The 19,603-nt window shown below is 42.7% G+C and carries 18 protein-coding genes; 15 read left to right on the top strand and 3 right to left on the bottom strand.

Features of this window, described 5'->3' with window-relative positions:
- Positions 1 to 12: 12 nt before the first annotated feature.
- Positions 13 to 477 (bottom strand): hypothetical protein, encoded by a 465-nt coding sequence (locus AAGU76_RS03605; protein WP_342484071.1) that lies wholly within the window; start codon positions 475 to 477, stop codon positions 13 to 15.
- Between the two features lie 249 nt (positions 478 to 726).
- On the opposite strand from AAGU76_RS03605, the gene AAGU76_RS03600 reads away from it, so the two are divergent.
- Together AAGU76_RS03600 and AAGU76_RS03595 are read left to right on the top strand one after the other, a co-directional pair.
- Positions 727 to 1,638 (top strand): RluA family pseudouridine synthase, encoded by a 912-nt coding sequence (locus AAGU76_RS03600; protein WP_342484070.1) that lies wholly within the window; start codon positions 727 to 729, stop codon positions 1,636 to 1,638.
- Positions 1,639 to 1,646: 8 nt separating this feature from the next.
- Positions 1,647 to 3,302, top strand: coding sequence for a nucleoside kinase (locus tag AAGU76_RS03595; protein WP_342484069.1), 1,656 nt, complete (start codon positions 1,647 to 1,649; stop codon positions 3,300 to 3,302).
- Between the two features lie 310 nt (positions 3,303 to 3,612).
- Here AAGU76_RS03595 and rodA read toward each other — a convergent pair whose 3' ends face one another.
- Positions 3,613 to 4,764 carry a rod shape-determining protein RodA gene (gene rodA / locus AAGU76_RS03590; RefSeq protein WP_342484068.1) on the bottom strand — a complete coding sequence of 384 codons (1,152 nt, stop codon included), beginning with the start codon at positions 4,762 to 4,764 and terminating at the stop codon, positions 3,613 to 3,615.
- Between the two features lie 221 nt (positions 4,765 to 4,985).
- On the opposite strand from rodA, the gene ruvC reads away from it, so the two are divergent.
- From ruvC to yajC, 7 genes are read left to right on the top strand one after another with little or no spacing between them, the layout of a single operon-like run.
- On the top strand, positions 4,986 to 5,486 hold the full coding sequence (ruvC, locus tag AAGU76_RS03585) for a crossover junction endodeoxyribonuclease RuvC (protein WP_342484067.1): 501 nt from the start codon (positions 4,986 to 4,988) through the stop codon (positions 5,484 to 5,486).
- A gap of 19 nt (positions 5,487 to 5,505) precedes the next feature.
- Positions 5,506 to 6,105 (top strand): Holliday junction branch migration protein RuvA, encoded by a 600-nt coding sequence (gene ruvA / locus AAGU76_RS03580; protein ID WP_342484066.1) that lies wholly within the window; start codon positions 5,506 to 5,508, stop codon positions 6,103 to 6,105.
- 2 nt (positions 6,106 to 6,107) lie between these two features.
- Positions 6,108 to 7,145, top strand: coding sequence for a Holliday junction branch migration DNA helicase RuvB (gene ruvB / locus AAGU76_RS03575; protein ID WP_342484065.1), 1,038 nt, complete (start codon positions 6,108 to 6,110; stop codon positions 7,143 to 7,145).
- A gap of 2 nt (positions 7,146 to 7,147) precedes the next feature.
- Positions 7,148 to 8,824: a SpoIID/LytB domain-containing protein gene (locus AAGU76_RS03570; RefSeq protein WP_342484064.1), complete on the top strand. Its 1,677-nt coding sequence runs from the start codon at positions 7,148 to 7,150 to the stop codon at positions 8,822 to 8,824.
- The gene (gene queA / locus AAGU76_RS03565) at positions 8,821 to 9,867 is read left to right on the top strand and encodes a tRNA preQ1(34) S-adenosylmethionine ribosyltransferase-isomerase QueA (protein WP_342484063.1); all 1,047 of its coding nucleotides are present in this window, start codon (positions 8,821 to 8,823) and stop codon (positions 9,865 to 9,867) included. The genes AAGU76_RS03570 and queA overlap by 4 nt, the downstream gene beginning before the upstream one ends.
- Positions 9,868 to 9,882: 15 nt before the next feature.
- The gene (gene tgt / locus AAGU76_RS03560; RefSeq protein ID WP_342484062.1) at positions 9,883 to 10,992 is read left to right on the top strand and encodes a tRNA guanosine(34) transglycosylase Tgt; all 1,110 of its coding nucleotides are present in this window, start codon (positions 9,883 to 9,885) and stop codon (positions 10,990 to 10,992) included.
- A gap of 15 nt (positions 10,993 to 11,007) precedes the next feature.
- Positions 11,008 to 11,349 (top strand): preprotein translocase subunit YajC, encoded by a 342-nt coding sequence (yajC, locus tag AAGU76_RS03555; RefSeq protein ID WP_342484061.1) that lies wholly within the window; start codon positions 11,008 to 11,010, stop codon positions 11,347 to 11,349.
- 74 nt (positions 11,350 to 11,423) lie between these two features.
- Here the strand turns inward: yajC and AAGU76_RS03550 are convergent, their stop codons facing one another.
- On the bottom strand, positions 11,424 to 12,569 hold the full coding sequence (locus AAGU76_RS03550) for a PucR family transcriptional regulator (protein ID WP_342484060.1): 1,146 nt from the start codon (positions 12,567 to 12,569) through the stop codon (positions 11,424 to 11,426).
- Positions 12,570 to 12,972: 403 nt separating this feature from the next.
- Between AAGU76_RS03550 and AAGU76_RS03545 the strand changes: the two genes are divergently transcribed.
- Genes AAGU76_RS03545 through AAGU76_RS03520 form a run of 6 tightly spaced genes read left to right on the top strand, consistent with a single transcriptional unit; the run spans position 12,973 to position 19,592 of the window.
- A complete protein-coding gene (locus AAGU76_RS03545) occupies positions 12,973 to 14,052 on the top strand; it encodes a DUF917 domain-containing protein (protein WP_342484059.1) in 1,080 nt (359 codons plus the stop codon).
- A gap of 12 nt (positions 14,053 to 14,064) precedes the next feature.
- On the top strand, positions 14,065 to 15,657 hold the full coding sequence (locus tag AAGU76_RS03540; protein WP_342484058.1) for an ABC transporter substrate-binding protein: 1,593 nt from the start codon (positions 14,065 to 14,067) through the stop codon (positions 15,655 to 15,657).
- 56 nt (positions 15,658 to 15,713) lie between these two features.
- The gene (locus AAGU76_RS03535; protein WP_342484057.1) at positions 15,714 to 16,724 is read left to right on the top strand and encodes an ABC transporter permease; all 1,011 of its coding nucleotides are present in this window, start codon (positions 15,714 to 15,716) and stop codon (positions 16,722 to 16,724) included.
- Between the two features lie 9 nt (positions 16,725 to 16,733).
- Positions 16,734 to 17,624, top strand: a complete 891-nt coding sequence (locus tag AAGU76_RS03530; RefSeq protein WP_342484056.1) for an ABC transporter permease — start codon at positions 16,734 to 16,736, stop codon at positions 17,622 to 17,624.
- An 11-nt stretch (positions 17,625 to 17,635) separates the two neighbouring features.
- On the top strand, positions 17,636 to 18,637 hold the full coding sequence (locus AAGU76_RS03525; RefSeq protein WP_342484055.1) for an ABC transporter ATP-binding protein: 1,002 nt from the start codon (positions 17,636 to 17,638) through the stop codon (positions 18,635 to 18,637).
- Entirely contained in the window at positions 18,630 to 19,592 is a 963-nt protein-coding gene (locus AAGU76_RS03520; RefSeq protein ID WP_342484054.1) for an oligopeptide/dipeptide ABC transporter ATP-binding protein, read from the top strand. The genes AAGU76_RS03525 and AAGU76_RS03520 overlap by 8 nt, the downstream gene beginning before the upstream one ends.
- Positions 19,593 to 19,603: the final 11 nt, after the last annotated feature.

Raw genomic sequence — 19,603 nt, 5'->3', positions numbered from 1 at the left:
CTTTTTTTTCTGCTATTGGGCGTTGGCTATGATTTTTATGATATCATCAAGACCTGTGCCTACTTCTATGTCGTATATTCCACTTCTTAGCCTGGTGTCAAGACCAAGTTCCACGGAGCGGTTCAGAAATTCATTCTTGTTGCTTATGAGATTTGAATTAATAAGTATCTCTGCGATTGCTGACGGAAACGAACCTTCCGGAATCTCAACCGTTGCAATAACTCCTGAAGGTGCAGGAGTTTCCTGCGGTTTTTCTTCAGTGCTTCCCGGTTCCGGTTCATTCTGGCCTCCGGGAGTGTTGTTGTCCACAATGATTTGAGGCAAATCGGCAATAACTTCCTTCTCTATGCCCTTGTTGAACAATATGTCAAATCTCCATCCTAAAATTAGCGCCATCACAACAATTACTGTTATTATTAATCCGTAGTCGGTAATATTATATATAAAGTCTCTTATAGCATCAATTATAGTTTTCATAATCACTCCTGTTTTTTATAAGCAACTATTATGATACCATAAAAATGGCTTGCTTACAATAACCACATTTAATAAAAACATGTAAAATTTTCAATTGCTATATACAACGGACGATATTCTGATATAATAATGTAACAAAGACTGTGGTCTTTGTCTTAAAATATATTTATTGTATCGGCGTTCAAGCCGTTTGCGGCCTACGCCCAAGGTAGAATAATTACAAAAACAAAACAAACATACGGAGAAAACATGAAAGAAATTCTTATAACCAAAAATGAAGAAGGTCAAAGGCTGGACAGATTCCTCAAAAAGTATCTCAACAAGGCAAACCAGTCATTCATCTATAAAATGATACGAAAGAAAAATATAAAGCTGAACAACATGAAAGCAGAACCTGAGCAGATTCTCAAAAAGGATGATCTCGTGCAGCTTTATCTTTCAGACGACACTGTGGAAAAATTCAGGGAAAAGAAGACGCTTAAACAGTCCGACATCCATTTTGATCCTGTGTATGAGGATGATAACATACTGGTTGTGAACAAACCAATCGGCCTCAGTTCACAGCCCGACGAAACGGGTATGCGAAACCTGGTGGATGAAGTGAAGATGTACCTGGATGATAAGGAAGAAAACATCAGCTTCACATTCAAGCCTGCTGTGTGCAACCGCCTGGATAAAAACACCTCAGGTCTTGTAATCGCAGCCAAGAACTACGATGCTCTCAAGCAGACCAACAAGGCCATTAGGGAAAGAAAAATCAAAAAACTGTACATGGCAAAGGTCCACGGTATCGTGAAGAATGACCTGGAGCTTAAGGACTACCTCGTTAAAAACGAAGACAAAAACATGGTGAGAATCGTAAAGGAAATGGAAGAAAATGCAAAGGCTGTAATAACCAATGCTCATCCCATAAGAACCGAAGGGAACTTCACATGGCTGGAAATAGAAATTGAAACTGGCAGGGCACATCAGATAAGGGCCCACTTATCTTCAATAGGTCACCCCATTGCAGGTGACAGGAAGTACGGCAGAAAGGACAGCGAGAAGCACCAGGTTCTTCATGCCTACAAGCTGGTTCTTGGAGGTTATGAAAACGAGCTGGAGTATCTAAACGGAAAAGAAATAATATCAGACATTAAGGACAGGAAAATTATGATGTAGGAGGACTCATGAAGATAGAGCTGGTCGGAGAAAAAAACGGAACAATTGAACTGGAAGAAAATGAATCGCTGCTGGAGCTTTTGAAGAAGATTCACAAGGACGATTATTCCGGCTATCTGGGGATAAAGGTGAACAACAGGCTTCAGGAACTTGAAAGAGCAAGGTTCAAGGAAAACGACAAAATTGAGTTCATAGACATAAGGGACAGGGACGGACAGCGCATTTATGTCCGAACGCTTACACTGATTTACATAAAGGCCTGCAAGGACATTTTCAGCGACATAGACGTATGCATCGTGAATTCACTGAACAAGGGACTGTACACGGAACTGGAGCACAAGCACCTTGTAAACAAGCTGCAGCTTGAAAACATAAGAAAAAGGATGCAGGAGATAATCCAGGCGAAGCGACCTATAAAATCAATGACCATGAAGGTTGAAGAAGCCATGGGAATATTCAAGAGACAAGGTCTTGAGGATAAAATTGAGATCCTGAGCCAATGGGACAAGGAAGACATCAGAATCTATGAGCTTGACGGATATTATGACACCTTTTACGGTTACCTGGCTCCAAACACTGAGTTTGTGAAGGAATTTGACCTGAAACTTTTTTATCCCGGAATTATATTGAGTTTTCCAACCAGCGAAAGCAATTTCACGATTCCTGAATATATTGAACAAAAGAAACTTTCAAAAGTTTTCAAGGAAGCAGAGGAATGGGGGCGCATAATGGACGTTGGATATGTGGGATCTTTGAACAGGAAGATAATGAACAGCACCATCGATGACATGATACGAATCAACGAAGCTCTGCACGAGAAAAAAATCGCATACATTGCCGATGAAATTGCAAGCGATAAGAGTATAAAGGTAGTGCTCATTGCAGGACCTTCATCATCAGGCAAAACCACATTTGCCCAGAGGCTTTCCATACAGCTGAGGGTGAACGGCAAAAAAACCTATGCCCTTTCGCTGGACGACTACTTCGTGGATAGGGAGCACACTCCCAGGGATGAAAACGGCGGATATGACTTTGAAACCATAGATGCGCTGGACCTGGAGCTTTTCAATGAACAGCTTTTAGGCCTCATGTCATGCGAAGAAGTTGAAATCCCCATATTCAATTTCCATACGGGGATGAGGGAGATGGAAAGGAAGAAGGTAAAGCTCACAAATGACCACATAATAATCGTGGAAGGAATTCACGGGCTAAACGACAGGCTAACCAGCCATATACCGCAGATGAACAAGTTCAAGATATACATAAGCGCCCTTACGCAGCTTAACATTGACAATCACAACCGAATTTCCACATCCGATTTAAGGTTGGTAAGAAGAATCGTGAGGGATTCCATTCACAGAGGAAATGATGTGAACAGAACCATGGAGCTGTGGGATAACGTGGTTAAGGGAACAGAAAAGTATATTTTCCCCTACCAGGAAAATGCAGATGCCATATTCAATTCGGCTCTTGTGTATGAACTGAGCGTGCTTAAAAAATATGCTGAACCCATGATAAAGGAAATAAAAAAAGACAGCATCTTTTACCCGGAAAGGCAAAGACTGTTGAAATTTTTCAGCTATTTCAAAAGCATAGACGATGAAAGCGCAATTCCAAACACCTCCATACTCAGGGAGTTCATAGGAGGAAGCTGCTTCTTTTAATGAAGAGCAAAGAGTAAAAAAATTAAGAATTAAGAATAAATTAATTAAGAATTAAGAGTTAAGAATTAAGAATTGAAGGAAGCAAGACGGCAGGGCCGCCTTGCTTTTAGTTTGATGAAAAAGTATCTTTCAAACGTGTCATTCTGAATGCGAAGCCTGAAGGAGATTCTTCGCTACCGCTCAGAATGACAAATTCTTAGTTATCAATAGTCTGAGAATTGTGAAATGCAATATTTTGTTTAAAAAAAGAAGAACGGCTCGCCGTTCTTCTTCCATAATTATTAACTCTTAATTATTCATTCTTCATTGATTAAAAGTCGTTCAGGTCGATCTTGCCTCGTTTCATTCCAACGCTTAAGGCCAGGCCTATGCTCACCATGTTCACAAGCATGAACGTTCCGCCGTAACTTATGAAAGGAAGCGGAATTCCGGTAACAGGCATGAGGCCCATGGTCATTCCTATGTTTTCAAATATGTGGAACAGAAGCATTGCCGTAATTCCGGTCGTTATGAGAGAACCGAACAGATTTGAGGCGTGCCGGCCTATGCGTACGAGCCTGTATAGCAGCACAGAGTAAAGGAACAGGAGAAACAAACCTCCAGCCAGACCCAGCTCTTCTCCTACGACTGCAAATATGAAGTCAGTCTCCTTTGTGGGTAGGTATCCCAGCTGATTCTGAACACCCTTGAAAAGGCCTCTTCCGTAAATCATTCCGGACCCTATGGCCGTCTTTGACTGTATTACCTGGTAGCCTGTATCCTCGGGATCAAGCTCCGGGTAGAAGAAAGTCACTATTCTGTCCAGCCTGTAATCCTCGTTGGGAGTGTAGTCCTGCATTACGTACACAAAGGCAATTATGCCTATGACCAGGAGCACAAGGCCTATAATGAGTACGGCTATGATGTACTTTCGGTCTATTCCTGCTATGAATATCATCACTGCTATGAAGAATATGAAAACCAGGGCTGTTCCAAGGTCAGGCTGCAGTAAAATAAGCGCTACGGGGAAGAATGCAAATACAAGTATTTTTATTAGCACTGCCGGCTCGTCAATGTTGTCCTTGTTCAGGTCGATGAACTTGGACAAGGATATTATAACTCCGAACTTTGCAAGCTCCGACGGCTGAAAAACTATGGGGCCAATGGCTACCCAGCTTCGCACATCACCCCATTCCGAGGCGCTGACAGGGTTTATGAGAGCATACAAAAGCAGCAGTACGGAAATTGAATAAATGGGTATGTAAAAGCTTCCGTATATGTCATAGTCGATGAGAACCAGAAAGAACAATGCGCCCATTCCCAGACCAAATGCAAGAAGCTGAGTCTTAAGATAAGGCTCACTTCCAACGGCCTTGCTCATGGTGGCGCTGTTGATGATGATAAAGCCGAAAACACACAGGGTTATTGTTGTTAAAAATAATATAAAATCAAACCTTTTAAGCTTGTTTTCCTTCTTGAACATTTTTTTCTCCGATAGTTGTATTTAATCTCTACAAATTATAGCACATTTTGTATTAATGCAAAACAAAATTTTATGAGGAATCATCTGACAAGTCAAAACCAAAGAGCGAAAAAAATCTTAACAACAGAACAAATGTATGCTATAATGAAAAAACACCGGATTAAGAACAAATAAGGCAATAGTGATTTTAACGCCGGTAGAAAAACAGAACAGGAAACATCATGATTATATTCGGAATAGACCCGGGCCTGGCCATATCAGGCTACGGTGTTATCAATTACATAGGAAACAAATTTGAGGTTATAGAATACGGAGCTGTTACAACAGAAAGCTGTGAGGAATTTCCCAAGAGACTGAAGAAAATTTACGACAGGTACACAGCTCTTTTTGAATTGTACAAGCCTGATGCTGTTGCCATAGAGGAGCTTTTTTACAACAAGAACGTAAAAACTGCAATAGCCATAGCAGAGGCAAGGGGAGTCCATCTCTTGGCTGCAGAAAACAAGAACATACCTCTCTACGAATACACACCGCTTCAAATTAAGCAGGGAATTGTGGGATACGGAAGAGCAGAAAAGAAACAGGTTCAGGAAATGGTAAAGATAATCCTGAAGCTAAGTGAAGTGCCTAAACCTGATGACGTGGCAGACGGGCTTGCAGCTGCCATTTGTCATGCTCATTCTCTCAAATCGGCGGAAAGCTTCAGAATTTTAAATTATTGATTATACAGCGGAGGAAAATATGATCAGCTACATCAAAGGGGAAATAGCCAAAAAGGGTTTGGACTACATTATCCTGGAAAACAACAACATAGGATATTTTATAAACACATCGCTTTCCACGCTGAACAAGCTTAAGGAAAAGGATCATGAACTCATACTTACATACATGCATATAAGAGAGGACAACATATCGCTTTTCGGGTTTCTGACACAGGACGAGATGGAACTTTTCAAAAAACTCATAACGGTAAACGGAGTAGGACCCAAGGTAGGCCTTTCCATTTTGTCAACTTACGAATCAAACACGGTGAGGGAAATAATTCTCACGGATGATGCTGCCAGGATGTCAAAGGTTCCCGGAATCGGCAAGAAGACAGCCAGCAAGATAATACTTGAGCTGAAGGATAAGGTTGGAACGCTGGAAAGCATTCCTGCTTCAGCACAAAGGGAAATGATACCTCAACCGTCAGGGGAATCTTCAGACATAATTGACGCTCTGGTTTCACTGGGATTCAGTTCCTTTGACGCCAGGAAGGCTCTTGATGCCATGGACCTGACCGGAAAAAGCGAAAACGACATCATAAAAGAAGCCCTCAAAAATATTACTAGGCAGGTATAGAAATGTTTGATAGAGAAAACGAAATTACAGCAACCACCGTCAACAGCGGCGAGGAAGACCTGGAACTGAGCCTCCGGCCTCAGAAGCTTTCACAGTACATAGGCCAGAGCAAGGTTAAGGAAGTACTTGGAATTTTCATAGAATCAGCCAAAATGAGAAACCAGCCCCTTGACCACGTCCTGCTGTCAGGCCCTCCCGGTCTTGGAAAGACCACGCTGGCCAACATCATTTCCAATGAGATGGGAGTCAACATCAGGGTAACATCAGGCCCGGCCATCGAAAGGCAGGGAGATCTTGCTGCCATACTGACCAATTTAAATGAAAATGACGTTTTATTCATAGACGAAATACACAGGCTGAACAAAACCGTGGAGGAAATAATGTATCCTGCTCTGGAGGATTACGCCCTTGACATAATCATTGGTAAAGGTCCTTCAGCAAGATCCATACGCCTTGATTTGCCAAAGTTCACACTCATCGGAGCCACAACCCGCTCAGGCATGCTGGCATCACCTTTAAGAGACCGCTTTGGCGTCATGTGCAACCTTGATTTTTACAAGACCGAGGACCTTAAGGAAATTGTCCTTCGCTCTGCCGGTATCATAGACGTCGAAATAAGCCAGTCGGGAGCTGAAGAAATAGCAAGGCGCTCAAGAGGTACTCCCCGTATTGCCAACAGACTGTTGAAGCGTGTCAGGGATTATGCCATAGTGAGAAGCAAGGGAGTAATTGATTCAGGAACTGCCGACAGTGCACTGAAGATGCTTGAAATAGATGAAATGGGTCTTGACAAGCTGGACAGAAGGATACTGAACACTATCATAGAATATTACAGGGGAGGTCCTGTGGGCCTTGATACCCTGGCTGCATCAATCGGTGAAGAAAAGGTCACCATAGAGGATGTGTATGAGCCGTACCTTCTGCAGATTGGTTACCTGGCTCGAACTCCCAGAGGAAGGGTTGTTACGGAACTGGGCTACAGGCACGTGAACAAGACAAGAAAAAGTACAGACCAGATTTCTATGGATTTTGAGGGGTAGATATGAAGAAAATATTTTATAAAACAGCATTGATGACAGTCATGATGCTAGTTGTGTTTGCATCCGCATGCTACGCTTTTGGCGAAGAATATTCAGTGAGAGTGAGAATCAGGTCTCCGAGACTGTACAACCAGCAGGCAGGAATATCAGGATACGACGACATTGCAGTGAGTCAGGACGGTGATGAACTGTTAGTCCTGGGCGAAAGCTTAAGTGCGCTGATAGACTCATATTACGACGGCAACTACAACTTTCTGACCGATTCGGAGAAGGACTCCGCCAAGTATGGACCTTTCCACATAAGTTTATCCAAATCGTACAGTTCCTTTGATGAAGCAGAGGAAGCTGCTGAAAACTATGAAGACAGCTTCACAACAGATTTTTATCCCTTCTACGACGGAGAGGAATTTGTCGTGTATGCAGGAAAATTTAAGGATAAAGGCTCAGCTGTGACTTTCATGGGAGAACTAAATAAAGCCGGGATCAACAGCGATGTTGTGTTCTCAAATCTTGCGAATATAGCCGTATATGACAATTTCAACAACATAGTATTCATGTATGAAAACGGTCTTGATATGAGGTTTACATCAGTTAACTCCAAGGAAGACTGCTCCATGATAAAAATTGACGGCAGGCCTTACAGGGGGTCTATGGGATTTAAAATAATAGACGGTTCAAAGCTTCTTACCATAAATTACGTTGACCTGGAAAGTTACCTGTACGGAGTCGTTCCCAATGAAATTGCGGCTTCCTGGGGAATTGAAGCTCTTAAGGCACAGGCGGTGGCTGCAAGGACTTATGCCGTGTACAACATCAACCCTAAATCTGCATACGGCTATGACCTTGAAGACAACCAGAACAGCCAGGTTTACTGGGGATACGCTTATGAAAAAAGTTCAACCAACCAGGCTGTGGATGAAACAAAAGGACAGATGATATACTATGAAGGAAAACTCATCCAGGCGTTCTACCATTCCACAAGCGGTGGAAAGACGGAAGATTCGGAAAATGTATGGACCACGTCGCTTCCTTACGCAAGGGGTGTTGACGACGAGTATACCGATAACTCGGGTTCTCCATACAACCAGTGGCAAAAAAACTATGCAAAGGATGAAATAATAAAGAAGCTAAATGATGACGGAAACAGCGTCAGCGAGCTTTACGGCATTGAAATACGCCAGGTATCGGAAAATAACAGGGTCATGGAATGTATATTTTTAACTGATAATGGAGAAATTTCATACAAGAAGGAAAATGCCAGACTTCTTCTGGGGCTCATGAGCTCATGGTTCACGGTAGGGAACGGAAGCGTGTTTTATTTTGCCGATGACAGTGCCGTTTCTTCTCAAAACAGTTCGACGGTTCCTTCAAGGGGAATCCTTGACAGCATTACCGGCAATGAGACCGCCGCTTCATCAAGTTTGATTTCCGGAGGCGTCATAGGGAAATATGCTGTTTCAAGTTCAGGCAACAAAAAAATCAATCAGGAAAAACTGGCCTTCATAAGCTCTGATGGAGTTAAAATCGTGGATACAAACTCGGCACAATACAGCTTCGACGGAAGAGGATGGGGACACGGCATCGGAATGAGCCAGTACGGAGCAAAGGAAATGGCATCAGAAGGCTTTACATACGATGAAATATTAAAACACTATTATACTGGAGTAACAATTAAATGACGGAAACAAAAAATGATTTTAAAACAAGCGATTTTTACTATGACCTGCCTGAGGAGCTCATAGCACAGACTCCGATAAAGGAAAGAGATCATTCCAGGCTTCTTGTTCTGGATAAGAAAACCGGACAGGTGGAGCACAGACATTTCTACGACATCGTCGATTATCTGAATCCCGGAGATTGTCTGGTCATAAATGATACAAAGGTTCTGCCCGCAAGACTTTACGGAGTGAGGAAGGACACGGGAGCTGTAATAGAGATTCTGCTTCTGAAAAGAATAGACGACAAAAGGTGGGAGACGCTGGTTAAGCCCGGTAAAAAGGCCAGAGAAGGCGCAGAGATAGTATTCAAGGAGAATCTCCTTACGGGCACAATTGTTGATGTGCTGGAGGACGGAAACAGAATCATTCAGTTTGACTACAGCGGCATATTCGAGGAAATCCTGGATCAGCTGGGAGAGATGCCCCTTCCGCCGTACATTCATGAAAAGCTGGAGGACAAGGACAGGTACCAGACCATATACGCAAAAAATCCCGGTTCTGCTGCAGCACCCACTGCCGGACTTCATTTCAACAATGAGCTTCTAAAAAAAATCGAGGATAATGGCGTTAAAATTGCCAGGCTCACGCTTCATGTGGGACTGGGCACATTCAGACCTGTAAAGGCGGAATATATTTCTGAGCACAAGATGCATTCGGAATATTATGAGCTTACAGAAGAGGAAGCCGAAAAAATAAACTCCGCCAAGCTTGGAGGTTTCAAGGTGGTGTCCGTAGGAACCACCAGCACCAGGACGCTTGAAACCATCGGAGACGACAGTGGCCTTGTGAGGGCACAGAAGGGATGGACGGACATTTTCATATTCCCCGGTTACAGGTACAGGGTAATTGACAGCCTCATCACAAACTTCCATCTGCCGGAGTCCACGCTTGTGATGCTGGTAAGCGCGCTGGCAGGAAAAGAAAACATAATGAATGCGTACAATGCTGCCGTAAAGGAAAAATACAGATTTTTCAGTTTCGGAGACGCGATGCTCATAAAATAGATAAGAAGGTGAAACATGTTTAAATTTGAACTGATAAAAGAATCGAAGGAGTGCAAGGCAAGGCTCGGAAAAATACACACAAACCACGGTGACATAGAAACTCCAATATTTATGCCTGTGGGAACCAAGGCGACAGTAAAGGCCATGACTCCTGAAGAGCTTAAGGACCTGGAGGCTCAGATAATACTCGGAAACACGTACCATTTGTACTTAAGGCCCGGCCATGAACTCATAAAGGAAGCCGGCGGTCTTCACAAGTTTATGAACTGGGATAGACCAATACTCACAGACAGCGGCGGATTTCAGGTTTTCAGCCTCGGAAATTTACGAAAAATCAGGGAAGAAGGTGTTGAGTTCCGCTCCCATGTAGATGGTTCAAAACATTTTTTAAGTCCTGAAAAATCCATGGAAATACAAAACTACCTTGGTTCCGACATAATGATGGCATTTGACGAGTGCATTCCATACCCTGCAACTCGTGAATATGTGGAGCATTCCATCAAGAGAACCACCAGATGGGCGAAAAGATGCAAGGAATTTCACGAGAACACGGAAAACCAGGCGCTTTTCGGAATAGTGCAGGGCGGAATGTACGAGGACTTAAGGATAGAGAGCGCCAAGCAGATAACCGACCTGGATTTCCCGGGATACGCAATCGGAGGCTTGAGTGTCGGAGAGCCAAGGGACCTCATGTGTCACGTTATGGACTACACAGTAGACCTGCTGCCAAAGGATAAACCCAGGTATCTGATGGGCGTCGGAAGCCCCGATTACCTGTTTGAAGCCGTTGAAAGAGGCATCGATATGGCTGACTGCGTGCTTCCAACAAGGATGGCCAGACACGGAGCATTCATGACTAGCAGAGGACAGCTCACCATAAAGAACGCCAAGTACAAGCAAGACTTCAAGCCCATAGACGAAAACTGCGGCTGCTACACATGCAGAAACTATTCCAGGGCATACATCAGACATCTTTTCAATGAAAATGAGATTCTGGGAGCAAGGCTTGCATCCATACACAATTTATTTTTCTTGATTAATTTGATGAAAAGTATTAGAATTAGTATAATGGAAGATAATTTCATAAACTTTAAAAGACAGTTTTATGAAAATTATGGATATTAAAACCTAGGAGGAAATATGCCACAAGAATACAGCGGAATTTTAATGATGATCATTTTATTTGCGGTAATGTACTTCATGATGATCAGACCACAGAAAAAGAAAGACAAAGAAATCAAAGCCATGAGAGACAGCCTGTCAAACGGCGATGAAGTAATAACCATCGGAGGAATCCACGGCAAGGTAGTAAAGGTCAATGATGAAGTTGTTACTTTGGAAATGGCTCATGCTAAACAAAGACTGGAATTCTCAAAATGGGCAATCGGAAGCGTTGTTAAAAAAGGAAAAGACAAATCTGAAGCAAAACAGGATGTTGAAGACGCAATCGAAGAGTCAAAAACTGAAGACGAAGACAAATAAAAATACCCAAAAGGGTATTCTTGAAATCAAGGCCGCTTACAGCGGCTTTTTTGTTTGTAGAAAAACATGTCATTTTACAGTTTAAGTATGTTTTTTATCTTCAATGCAATGGATACCTGTTCGATAAATTTAAAATTGTTGTTTTCCAGGTTTAGTATCCTTTTTGCTTTGGAAATCCTGTATCGCACGGTGTTTTCGTGCTGGTTCAGCATAAGTGCTGTCTTTTTGAAATCACCGTCATTTTCAAGATATGATTCTATTGTCTTTATAAGCTCATGCTTGTCGCCGTTTGCTTCCGTTTCAGTAAGCGGTGTAATTATGTCCGAGTAAAAGTCCGTCAATATGTCGGTATCCTTCAGCGGATACAGTATTTTATACAAATTGACGTCTTTATAGTAAACAGCGTTTTGTTCCAATATAAATGATATTTCAAAGGCTAAAAGAGATTGCCTCATGCATATGTTGAAGTCTTCAACTTCTTCAAATATGCTGCTTATGCCCATATGGCAGCCCTCGTATGACGAACTCAGGATTGTTTTGATCTGTCCGAGCATCATGTCCTGGGACGAAAGCCTGTCAAAGTTCAATATAACGAAAAACCCGTTCTTATACTTCACTGTTTCAATTGAATTGATTGCTTTAATGTTAGAAATCAATATCTGTTTTTTTTGATTCGTAATGTCAGGAATCCGTATGTACAGGGAAGCATAATGTTTCTTAAAACTCCTGTTCACATCGGCAGCTGTTTCCATGACTGTTTTCTTGTTTGCGCCGCTGTCCAGAATCTTTTCGATTTTCATTTCGGAAATTGTGTCGGATTTATCTGCAAGTATCATTTCCATGGTTGTCTTAATTATTTCTGCATATGGAATGGCAGGATCGATAAATACCACCGGAAAATTATGTTTGTTGCACAAATCCAGAACCCTTTGAGGCAGCTTACTGATATATTCGGTTATGATTATGCTTCCGGAGCATTTGAATTCGATGTATGCATTGATGAATTGAAAGAGTTTATCATCGTCTTCCTTGACAATGTAAAAACTGTTGATGAACAAATCTCCCTTTTTTATGAGTCCGCTTACATTGATATCTTCCGGAAAAGGGCAGTCTATAAAGCTGATTCTTTCTATTTCATTGTTGAGGCCTTTTGCACCTGCAACAACAACCGAATCCTTGAATAAGTCGGCAGCCAGTAAATTTTGAACAGTTACAGACATTGAAGCACATCCTTTTTGTAGTATTTTTCTATTGTACTATACAAAAAAACATTTTTCCATATGATTTTTAAATTAAATACAAAAAAACGAACCTAATTTTATAAAAATTACAAAGACAGCAAAATTTATTTACTATATAATCAAAATAATATTATTTATAAAAAATGATGCATAATTTACTGCGCTGCAGATGGATGAAGCATCCTGCATGATTTGCGTCTGGGATACAGCATGTTTGAATTACAAGCAGATTAAAGAGATAAAGTGGCATAATACTGGGATTTAAGGTGCAAGTTGTTTGCACTTGAGAAAAAACAAATGCCATATGTACGCGAAATAGAAATGCATAAATAAAAATAGCAGCATTGTATATGCAAACGATACTATGATAACAGGAGGGAAAATGAGAACGTTAAATTTAAGTGAAGTGGAAGACATCCTGGTTGGCTGTACAATTTTGGGAACAGGCGGAGGCGGATCCCTTGATGAAGGTTTGGAAGCTGTTCGAAGAGCCTTTAATAAGGGATATGAATTTAAGCTTTTGGATTTTTCCGAAGTAAGCGATGACAGGTATTACATTAATCCGTACTTTTGCGGAAGCGTATCTCCAAAAGAAGAAAAAAAGGAGCTGTCCAATGAACTTGTAATGGCAGTGGAAGCTTTGGAGGAATACATGGGCTTGAAGTTCGACGGAGTCGTGTCTATTGAGTACGGAGGGGGAAATACGGGACAGGCAATGGCAGCAGCCGCAGAAATGGGAAAATATATCGTGGATTGCGACGCAGCAGGAAGAGCTGTTCCGGAACTGCAGTTTTCCACATACTTTGTAACAGACAGACCAATATATCCGTTTTCCGTGGCAACCAGATTCGGGGATGTGGGCATATTCCCAAGAGTCAGAGACGATTTAAGGGCTGAAGCCTTGTCAAGGTTTATGGCGGTAGGTTCCGAAGGTTCTGTTGGTATGGCGGATCATCCCATTAAAGGAAAACTGCTGAAAGAATCGGTTATCCCCAATGCCTTAAGCTATGCAGGAATGGTTGGAAAAGCACAGAGGGAAGCACTGGAATATGAAAAAAACCCTATAGACGAAATAATTTCTGCAGCCGGCGGAGTGCTGCTTTTTGAAGGAGTTGTAGATGAAGCCCAGTGGGAAAAAAAAGACGGCTTCACAGTGGGCACCATATGCATCGACGGAGCAGACAGATTTGAAGGCGACCGCTTAAAAATATGGTATAAAAATGAAAACATGATTTCATGGAAAAACGATGAGACATATGTTACCTGCCCGGATCTTATTTGTGTTGTTGAAAGCATCAGCGGTTATCCCATAACGAATCCGAACTGCAAGAACGGGGACAAGGTCTCGGTGCTGGGTTTTGAATCTCATGATCTGTGGAAGACCGAAAAGGGGCTAAGTATATTGAACCCCAGGTTTTTTGGATTTGACATGGATTGTAGGTATATAAAAAACATAAAATAATCGGAGGAAAAAATGAGGAGAAAATTAGCTTTAATTTTAGCGCTTATGATGGTTTTAACATCTCTTACCGCATGCGGCAATGGTCAAAGCGAAGCATCCAGTGCAAATAACCCACAGGCGGCTGAACAGATGGATGTGTTGTATTATGCTTACAATTCCATTCCAATACTTAACTGGGATCCCAGCATAGAATTTTCAAACGGAATCATCGTGCTGAATAACATCTATGAACAGCTGTTAAGATTCAATGCGGATACAAAGGAATACGAGAAGGTTCTTGCAACAGACTACAGCAAAAGCGAAGACGGTCTGGTTTGGACATTTAAACTCAGAGAAGGCGTAACGTTTCATGACGGCACACCTTTTAATGCGGAAGCTGTGAAATATTCCGTTGAAAGGACTAAAGAACTGGGACAGGGAGCTGCCTTCATCTGGTCTCCGGTAGAGACAATCAACATATTAGACGATTACACCGTGGAATTCGTTCTGTCATATGCAGCGCCTATGGACGTTATAGCAAGCTGTCCCTATGCAGCTTTCATGATGTCTCCTTCATTGAAAGACAAGCCTGACACATGGTTTGATGGAGGCAATGCCAACGGAACAGGTCCGTACAAACTGCAGGAAAGCAGTATGGGCGATGAAGTAATACTCACGAAGAATGAAACATACTGGAAGGGATGGGACGATGAACACTTCGAAAAGGTAATTGTAAAGAAGGTTTCCGAAACATCTTCCAGAAGACAAATGATCGAATCAGGCGAAGCTGACATCACGGTTGAACTTCCTTCAGAGGATGTGGAGGCGTTAAAGGCAAGCGGAAGCGTTGTTGTGGATGTTAACCCTTCATTCACCAACCTTATGGGATTCTTCAACACCCAGAAAGCTCCATTGAATGATGTGAAGGTAAGAGAGGCTCTCTCATACGCATTTCCTTATGAAGATGTCGTTAAATATGCCATGGGCGGCTATGCAGAGCAGTCATACGGGCCAATACCAGATGGCATGTGGGGACATTCAAAAGATCTGTTCAGGTACAGCTATAATCTGGAAAAAGCAAAACAGCTGCTGACAGAAGCCGGAATAAAAGAAGGGGAATTGAAACTTCTTCTCACTTACATGACAGGTGATGAAGCTGAAAAGAAGATGGCGGAACTTTACAAGGGAGAACTTTCCAAGATAGGTGTTGAGCTTGAAATAAGGGCAATGCCATGGGAAAGCCAGTGGGAAATGGCCATGGGAACAGATCATTCAGCCCAGCAGGACATTTTTGTAATGTACTGGTGGAATGATCTGGCTACACCGTATTCATACCTGTATTCGCTGTTCCACTCGGAAGAATCGACGCTGTACAATCTTGGATATTACAGCAACACACAATTTGACACCATGATTGATGGGGCACAGGAAAAATCAGCAACAAGCATCGATGAAGCAGAAAAGGACTTCATAGAAGCGCAAAAAATTCTACTGGCAGATACACCGGCCATATTCATGTATGACAAAAGCGTTACCTGGATAAAATCACCTTCACTGAAAGGGCACGAAGACAACCCTGCATACCCGTTTGTGGTGTTCTTCTATGACCTGTACAGGGAGAAATAGCAATGGAATAAAATCAAGGGAAGGCATTGCCTTCCCAAAGATTTGGAGGCAGACATTTGAAAAAATATATATTTAAGCGTGTGTTGCTGGGACTGCTGGTTTTAGCCGGAGTTGTCACAATTACGTTTTTTCTCACAAGAGTACTTCCATCCAATCCTGCGGCCCAATGGGTTGGTCCCAGAGCAACAAAGGAACAGATTGAAGCTGCAACCGTGGAACTGGGACTGGACAAACCGCTGCTGGTGCAGTTTCAAAAGTATACGACGGATTTGCTGCACGGAAACCTGGGCGTGTCACTGAGAACGAAGCAGCCTGTTTTAAATGAGCTAAAATCATACATTCCGCCCACACTGGAACTGGTCATCATATCCACCATATTGGCTGTTATGATAGGCATACCGCTGGGGCTTTATTCAGCAAAGAAAAAAGACAAGCTTCTGGACCACTTCTGCAGGTTCTTTTCAGTAGGAGCTGTATCCTTGCCGACCTTCTGGGTGGCGTTGTTTCTGCAGCTTATTTTTTACAGGTGGCTGCAGCTGCTTCCCCTTGGCGGTCAATTGGATGCAAAGCTGAAGCTTTTGTACTCCATTCCTAAATTTACAGGACTGCTTACGGTGGATACGCTCATATCCGGAAACATGAAGCTGTTTTTCGATGCCGCGAAGCACATTGTTCTTCCGGCTGTAACCATCTCGCTGTATCCCATAGGCCTGGTTGCAAGAATGACACGTTCTGCCCTGCTGGAGATTTTAGGCGAAGATTACATTAAGGCAGCAAGATCCTACGGTCTTAAAGAAAACCTTGTTTTGTGGAAGTATGCACTGAAAAACTCTCTGGGAACCACAGCCACCGTGCTTGCCCTGTCCATTGGTTACACGCTGGTAAACACCTTTCTCGTGGAAGCCATATTCAACTGGCCGGGCATAGGCAATTACATTTCTACAGCTGTAATGTCCATGGACTATCCGGCAATAATTGGCGTCACATTATTTTCAGCCTGTTCATACGTGATTTTGAACCTGCTGGCTGATATAATCATAGCCATTGACCCGAGAGTACGGGTATAGGAGGTAAAAATGAACAGTGATGCCAGAATCAAAATAATAAAATCCAAATTAAATCAGCAAAAAATGAATATTTACCTTCTGAAGAAAAATGCACTCACCTGTTTTGCTCTCTATGCGGTTGTCATACTTTCGCTTGTTGCCATCCTGGTACCGGTATTTCTGCCGGAGGATGTCCATGTAAACCAGGATGCAAATCCTGCTGAAAAGCTGATGCCTCCATCCATGGAACATCCATTCGGCACGGATGAACTGGGCAGGGATATCTTCAAGAGGGTGGCGCTGGGAACGAGAATATCATTGAGAACCGCAGTGCTTGCCGTCGGTGTAGCCATATTGATAGGAGTTCCCATAGGAGCCGTGGCTGGTTATTTCGGAGGAATTGCAGATGAACTGCTCATGAGGGTTACTGACATATTCCTGGGTTTTCCTTCTCTTTTGCTGGCCATAGTCATATCAGCATTTTTAGGACCAAACCTCAACAACGCCACACTTGCAATTGCCCTGTCATGGTGGCCCTGGTACACGCGAATAGTGAGGGGGCAGGCGGTGTCGCTTAAGGAAAGGCAGTTTGTCAAGGCTTCACAGGCTCTTGGCGCTCCTTCAGGAAGCATAATAATAAAGCATATTGTACCAAACTGCATTGCTCCCATTATTGTGCAGGCGTCCATGGATATAGGCGGAGTAATACTTACCATAGCTTCTTTAAGCTTTTTAGGGCTTGGGGCTCAGGCTCCCACACCTGAATGGGGCCTCATGGTAAGCACAAGCCGAAACTACTTTCTGAATGCGTGGTGGTACAGCATATTTCCAGGACTTGCAATATTTTTTACTGTTCTCATATTCAACCTGCTCGGTGACGGCCTTCGTGAAATCCTCGATCCGAGAACTAGAAGGAATTAGGAGGTGAGAAGATGGAACATAATGAAAAACCATTTCTTCATATAAAAGACCTGAAGGTGAATTTTAAAGGACTGGAAGGAACAAAGACCGTACTGGACATTGATGAGATAAAAATCAACAAGGGTGAAGCATTCGGAATTATTGGAGAAAGCGGAACCGGTAAAACCGTATTGGCTCTTTCCATACTCAAGCTTCTTGAAACACCTCCGGGAGAAATAGCCGGAGGGGAAATACTGCTTGACGGAGATGATTTGCTTAAAAAAACTTCAAAACAAATGGAAAAGGAAGTAAGGGGAAAGAAAATATCCATGATATTTCAAGATCCCATGTCTACATTGAACCCTGTTTATTCTGTAGGAGACCAGCTTAGAAACGTAATCATGAAAAATCAGGGTATGAACAGAAGGGATGCAGGTAACAAAGCCGTCGAAATGCTTAAGCTTGTGGATCTTCCCGATGCTGAACGGGCCATGGAAAAATATCCCCACGAACTTTCAGGAGGGCAGAGGCAGCGCGTCATAATAGCTCTGGCTTTAAGCTGCGGTGCTGAATTCATTATAGCTGACGAACCCACCAGAAACCTTGATGTCACCATACAGGCTGGAATTTTAAAACTTATAAAAGAACTTCAGACAACCCTTAATGTTACTGTATTATTCATAGCCAACAATCCCGGGCTTATTTCATCCACCTGCGACAATGCTGCCGTACTTTACAAGGGCTCAATCGTTGAACAGGGCAGCACAAAGGAGGTACTGAGAAACCCGAAACATCCGTACACCTTTGCTTTGCTGAATTCAATACCAAAGAGCAAGAAGGACAGGATAAAAATTAGCAAGACAGTCCATGTAGCTGAAGAAGACTCTGAAGGGTCATGCATTTATTACAGCAGCTGCAGTAAGAAACAAGAAGGGTGCAGAAGTATGCAGGAAGACATTTGGATAAGTGAAAAACACAGCGTCAAATGCTGCCTTGCCTTGGAGAATGCAAAAAAGGAGAGTATTTATGAGTGAAAATATATTGGAAATAAAAGATTTAAAGAAGTACTTTCCTGTAAAAGATCTAAAGGGTGCCTTTGTAAAGGCAGTTGACGGTGTATCGCTTAATCTTGCCAAGGGTGAAGTCCTGGGACTTGTGGGAGAATCAGGCTGCGGAAAATCAACGCTGGTGAACACGGTGCTTAACCTGACAAAGCCTACGGAAGGCGAAGTTATTTTTGATGGTAAAAGCATGTTTGCACTGAACAAAAAAGATATGAGGGAAACAAGAAAAAACATTCAGATAGTGTTTCAGGATCCGTTTTGGTCTCTTAATCCCAGGATGCTTGTAAAGGATGTCATTGGGGAACCATTGAGCGTTCAGACAAAGCTTAACAGTATCGAAATACTGGCGAAGGTGGAAGAGCTGCTGGAAATGGTTGGTCTCCCCAGGGAAGGGGCATACAAGTATCCCCATGAATTCAGCGGCGGGCAGAGGCAGAGAATTGCAATTGCCAGAGCCCTGTCCCTCATGCCAAAGCTTGTGGTGCTGGATGAACCTACATCCTCTATAGATGTCATATCCCAGGCTCAAATTTTAAGCCTGATTGATGAGCTGAAGGAAAAATTCAACCTGACCTACATTGTTATTTCACACGACTTAAGCGTTGTGAGCTACATGTCGGATAAAATCGCCGTTATGTACCTGGGGAAGCTTGTTGAATACGGCGAGACGGATTTGATATTCAACAATCCTAAACATCCATACACGGAAGCCTTGTTTGCAGCCATTCCTGATATCAATACTGAAAGTGTTGAACAGATCAAGACACTTGAAGGAAACATCCCAAGCTCAATAAATCCTCCTTCAGGATGCAGGTTTCACACCCGCTGTCCATACGCTTTTGACGAGTGCGCGAAATGCGAGCCTGAACTGGTCAGATGTCATGACGGAAGGCTCATTGCATGTCACCGGAATGTAAAGATTTAAAAAATACGTTT

The sequence above is a fragment of the Sedimentibacter sp. genome, from assembly GCF_038562225.1.
Classification (GTDB): Bacteria; Bacillota; Clostridia; order Tissierellales; family Sedimentibacteraceae; genus Sedimentibacter.
Note: the sequence above shows the minus strand (reverse complement) of the source record. Positions and strands in the feature narration are given on the sequence as shown.

Coding starts and splice junctions, on each gene's coding strand:
- ruvC (WP_342484067.1), top strand. CDS start 4,986: ATGATTATATTCGGAATAGACCCGGGCCTGGCCATATCAGGCTACGGT.
- AAGU76_RS03595 (WP_342484069.1), top strand. CDS start 1,647: ATGAAGATAGAGCTGGTCGGAGAAAAAAACGGAACAATTGAACTGGAA.
- AAGU76_RS03605 (WP_342484071.1), bottom strand. CDS start 477: ATGAAAACTATAATTGATGCTATAAGAGACTTTATATATAATATTACC.
- tgt (WP_342484062.1), top strand. CDS start 9,883: ATGTTTAAATTTGAACTGATAAAAGAATCGAAGGAGTGCAAGGCAAGG.
- yajC (WP_342484061.1), top strand. CDS start 11,008: ATGCCACAAGAATACAGCGGAATTTTAATGATGATCATTTTATTTGCG.
- AAGU76_RS03520 (WP_342484054.1), top strand. CDS start 18,630: ATGAGTGAAAATATATTGGAAATAAAAGATTTAAAGAAGTACTTTCCT.
- AAGU76_RS03530 (WP_342484056.1), top strand. CDS start 16,734: ATGAACAGTGATGCCAGAATCAAAATAATAAAATCCAAATTAAATCAG.
- AAGU76_RS03545 (WP_342484059.1), top strand. CDS start 12,973: ATGAGAACGTTAAATTTAAGTGAAGTGGAAGACATCCTGGTTGGCTGT.
- ruvA (WP_342484066.1), top strand. CDS start 5,506: ATGATCAGCTACATCAAAGGGGAAATAGCCAAAAAGGGTTTGGACTAC.
- AAGU76_RS03550 (WP_342484060.1), bottom strand. CDS start 12,569: ATGTCTGTAACTGTTCAAAATTTACTGGCTGCCGACTTATTCAAGGAT.
- AAGU76_RS03540 (WP_342484058.1), top strand. CDS start 14,065: ATGAGGAGAAAATTAGCTTTAATTTTAGCGCTTATGATGGTTTTAACA.
- AAGU76_RS03600 (WP_342484070.1), top strand. CDS start 727: ATGAAAGAAATTCTTATAACCAAAAATGAAGAAGGTCAAAGGCTGGAC.
- queA (WP_342484063.1), top strand. CDS start 8,821: ATGACGGAAACAAAAAATGATTTTAAAACAAGCGATTTTTACTATGAC.
- AAGU76_RS03570 (WP_342484064.1), top strand. CDS start 7,148: ATGAAGAAAATATTTTATAAAACAGCATTGATGACAGTCATGATGCTA.
- rodA (WP_342484068.1), bottom strand. CDS start 4,764: ATGTTCAAGAAGGAAAACAAGCTTAAAAGGTTTGATTTTATATTATTT.
- AAGU76_RS03525 (WP_342484055.1), top strand. CDS start 17,636: ATGGAACATAATGAAAAACCATTTCTTCATATAAAAGACCTGAAGGTG.
- ruvB (WP_342484065.1), top strand. CDS start 6,108: ATGTTTGATAGAGAAAACGAAATTACAGCAACCACCGTCAACAGCGGC.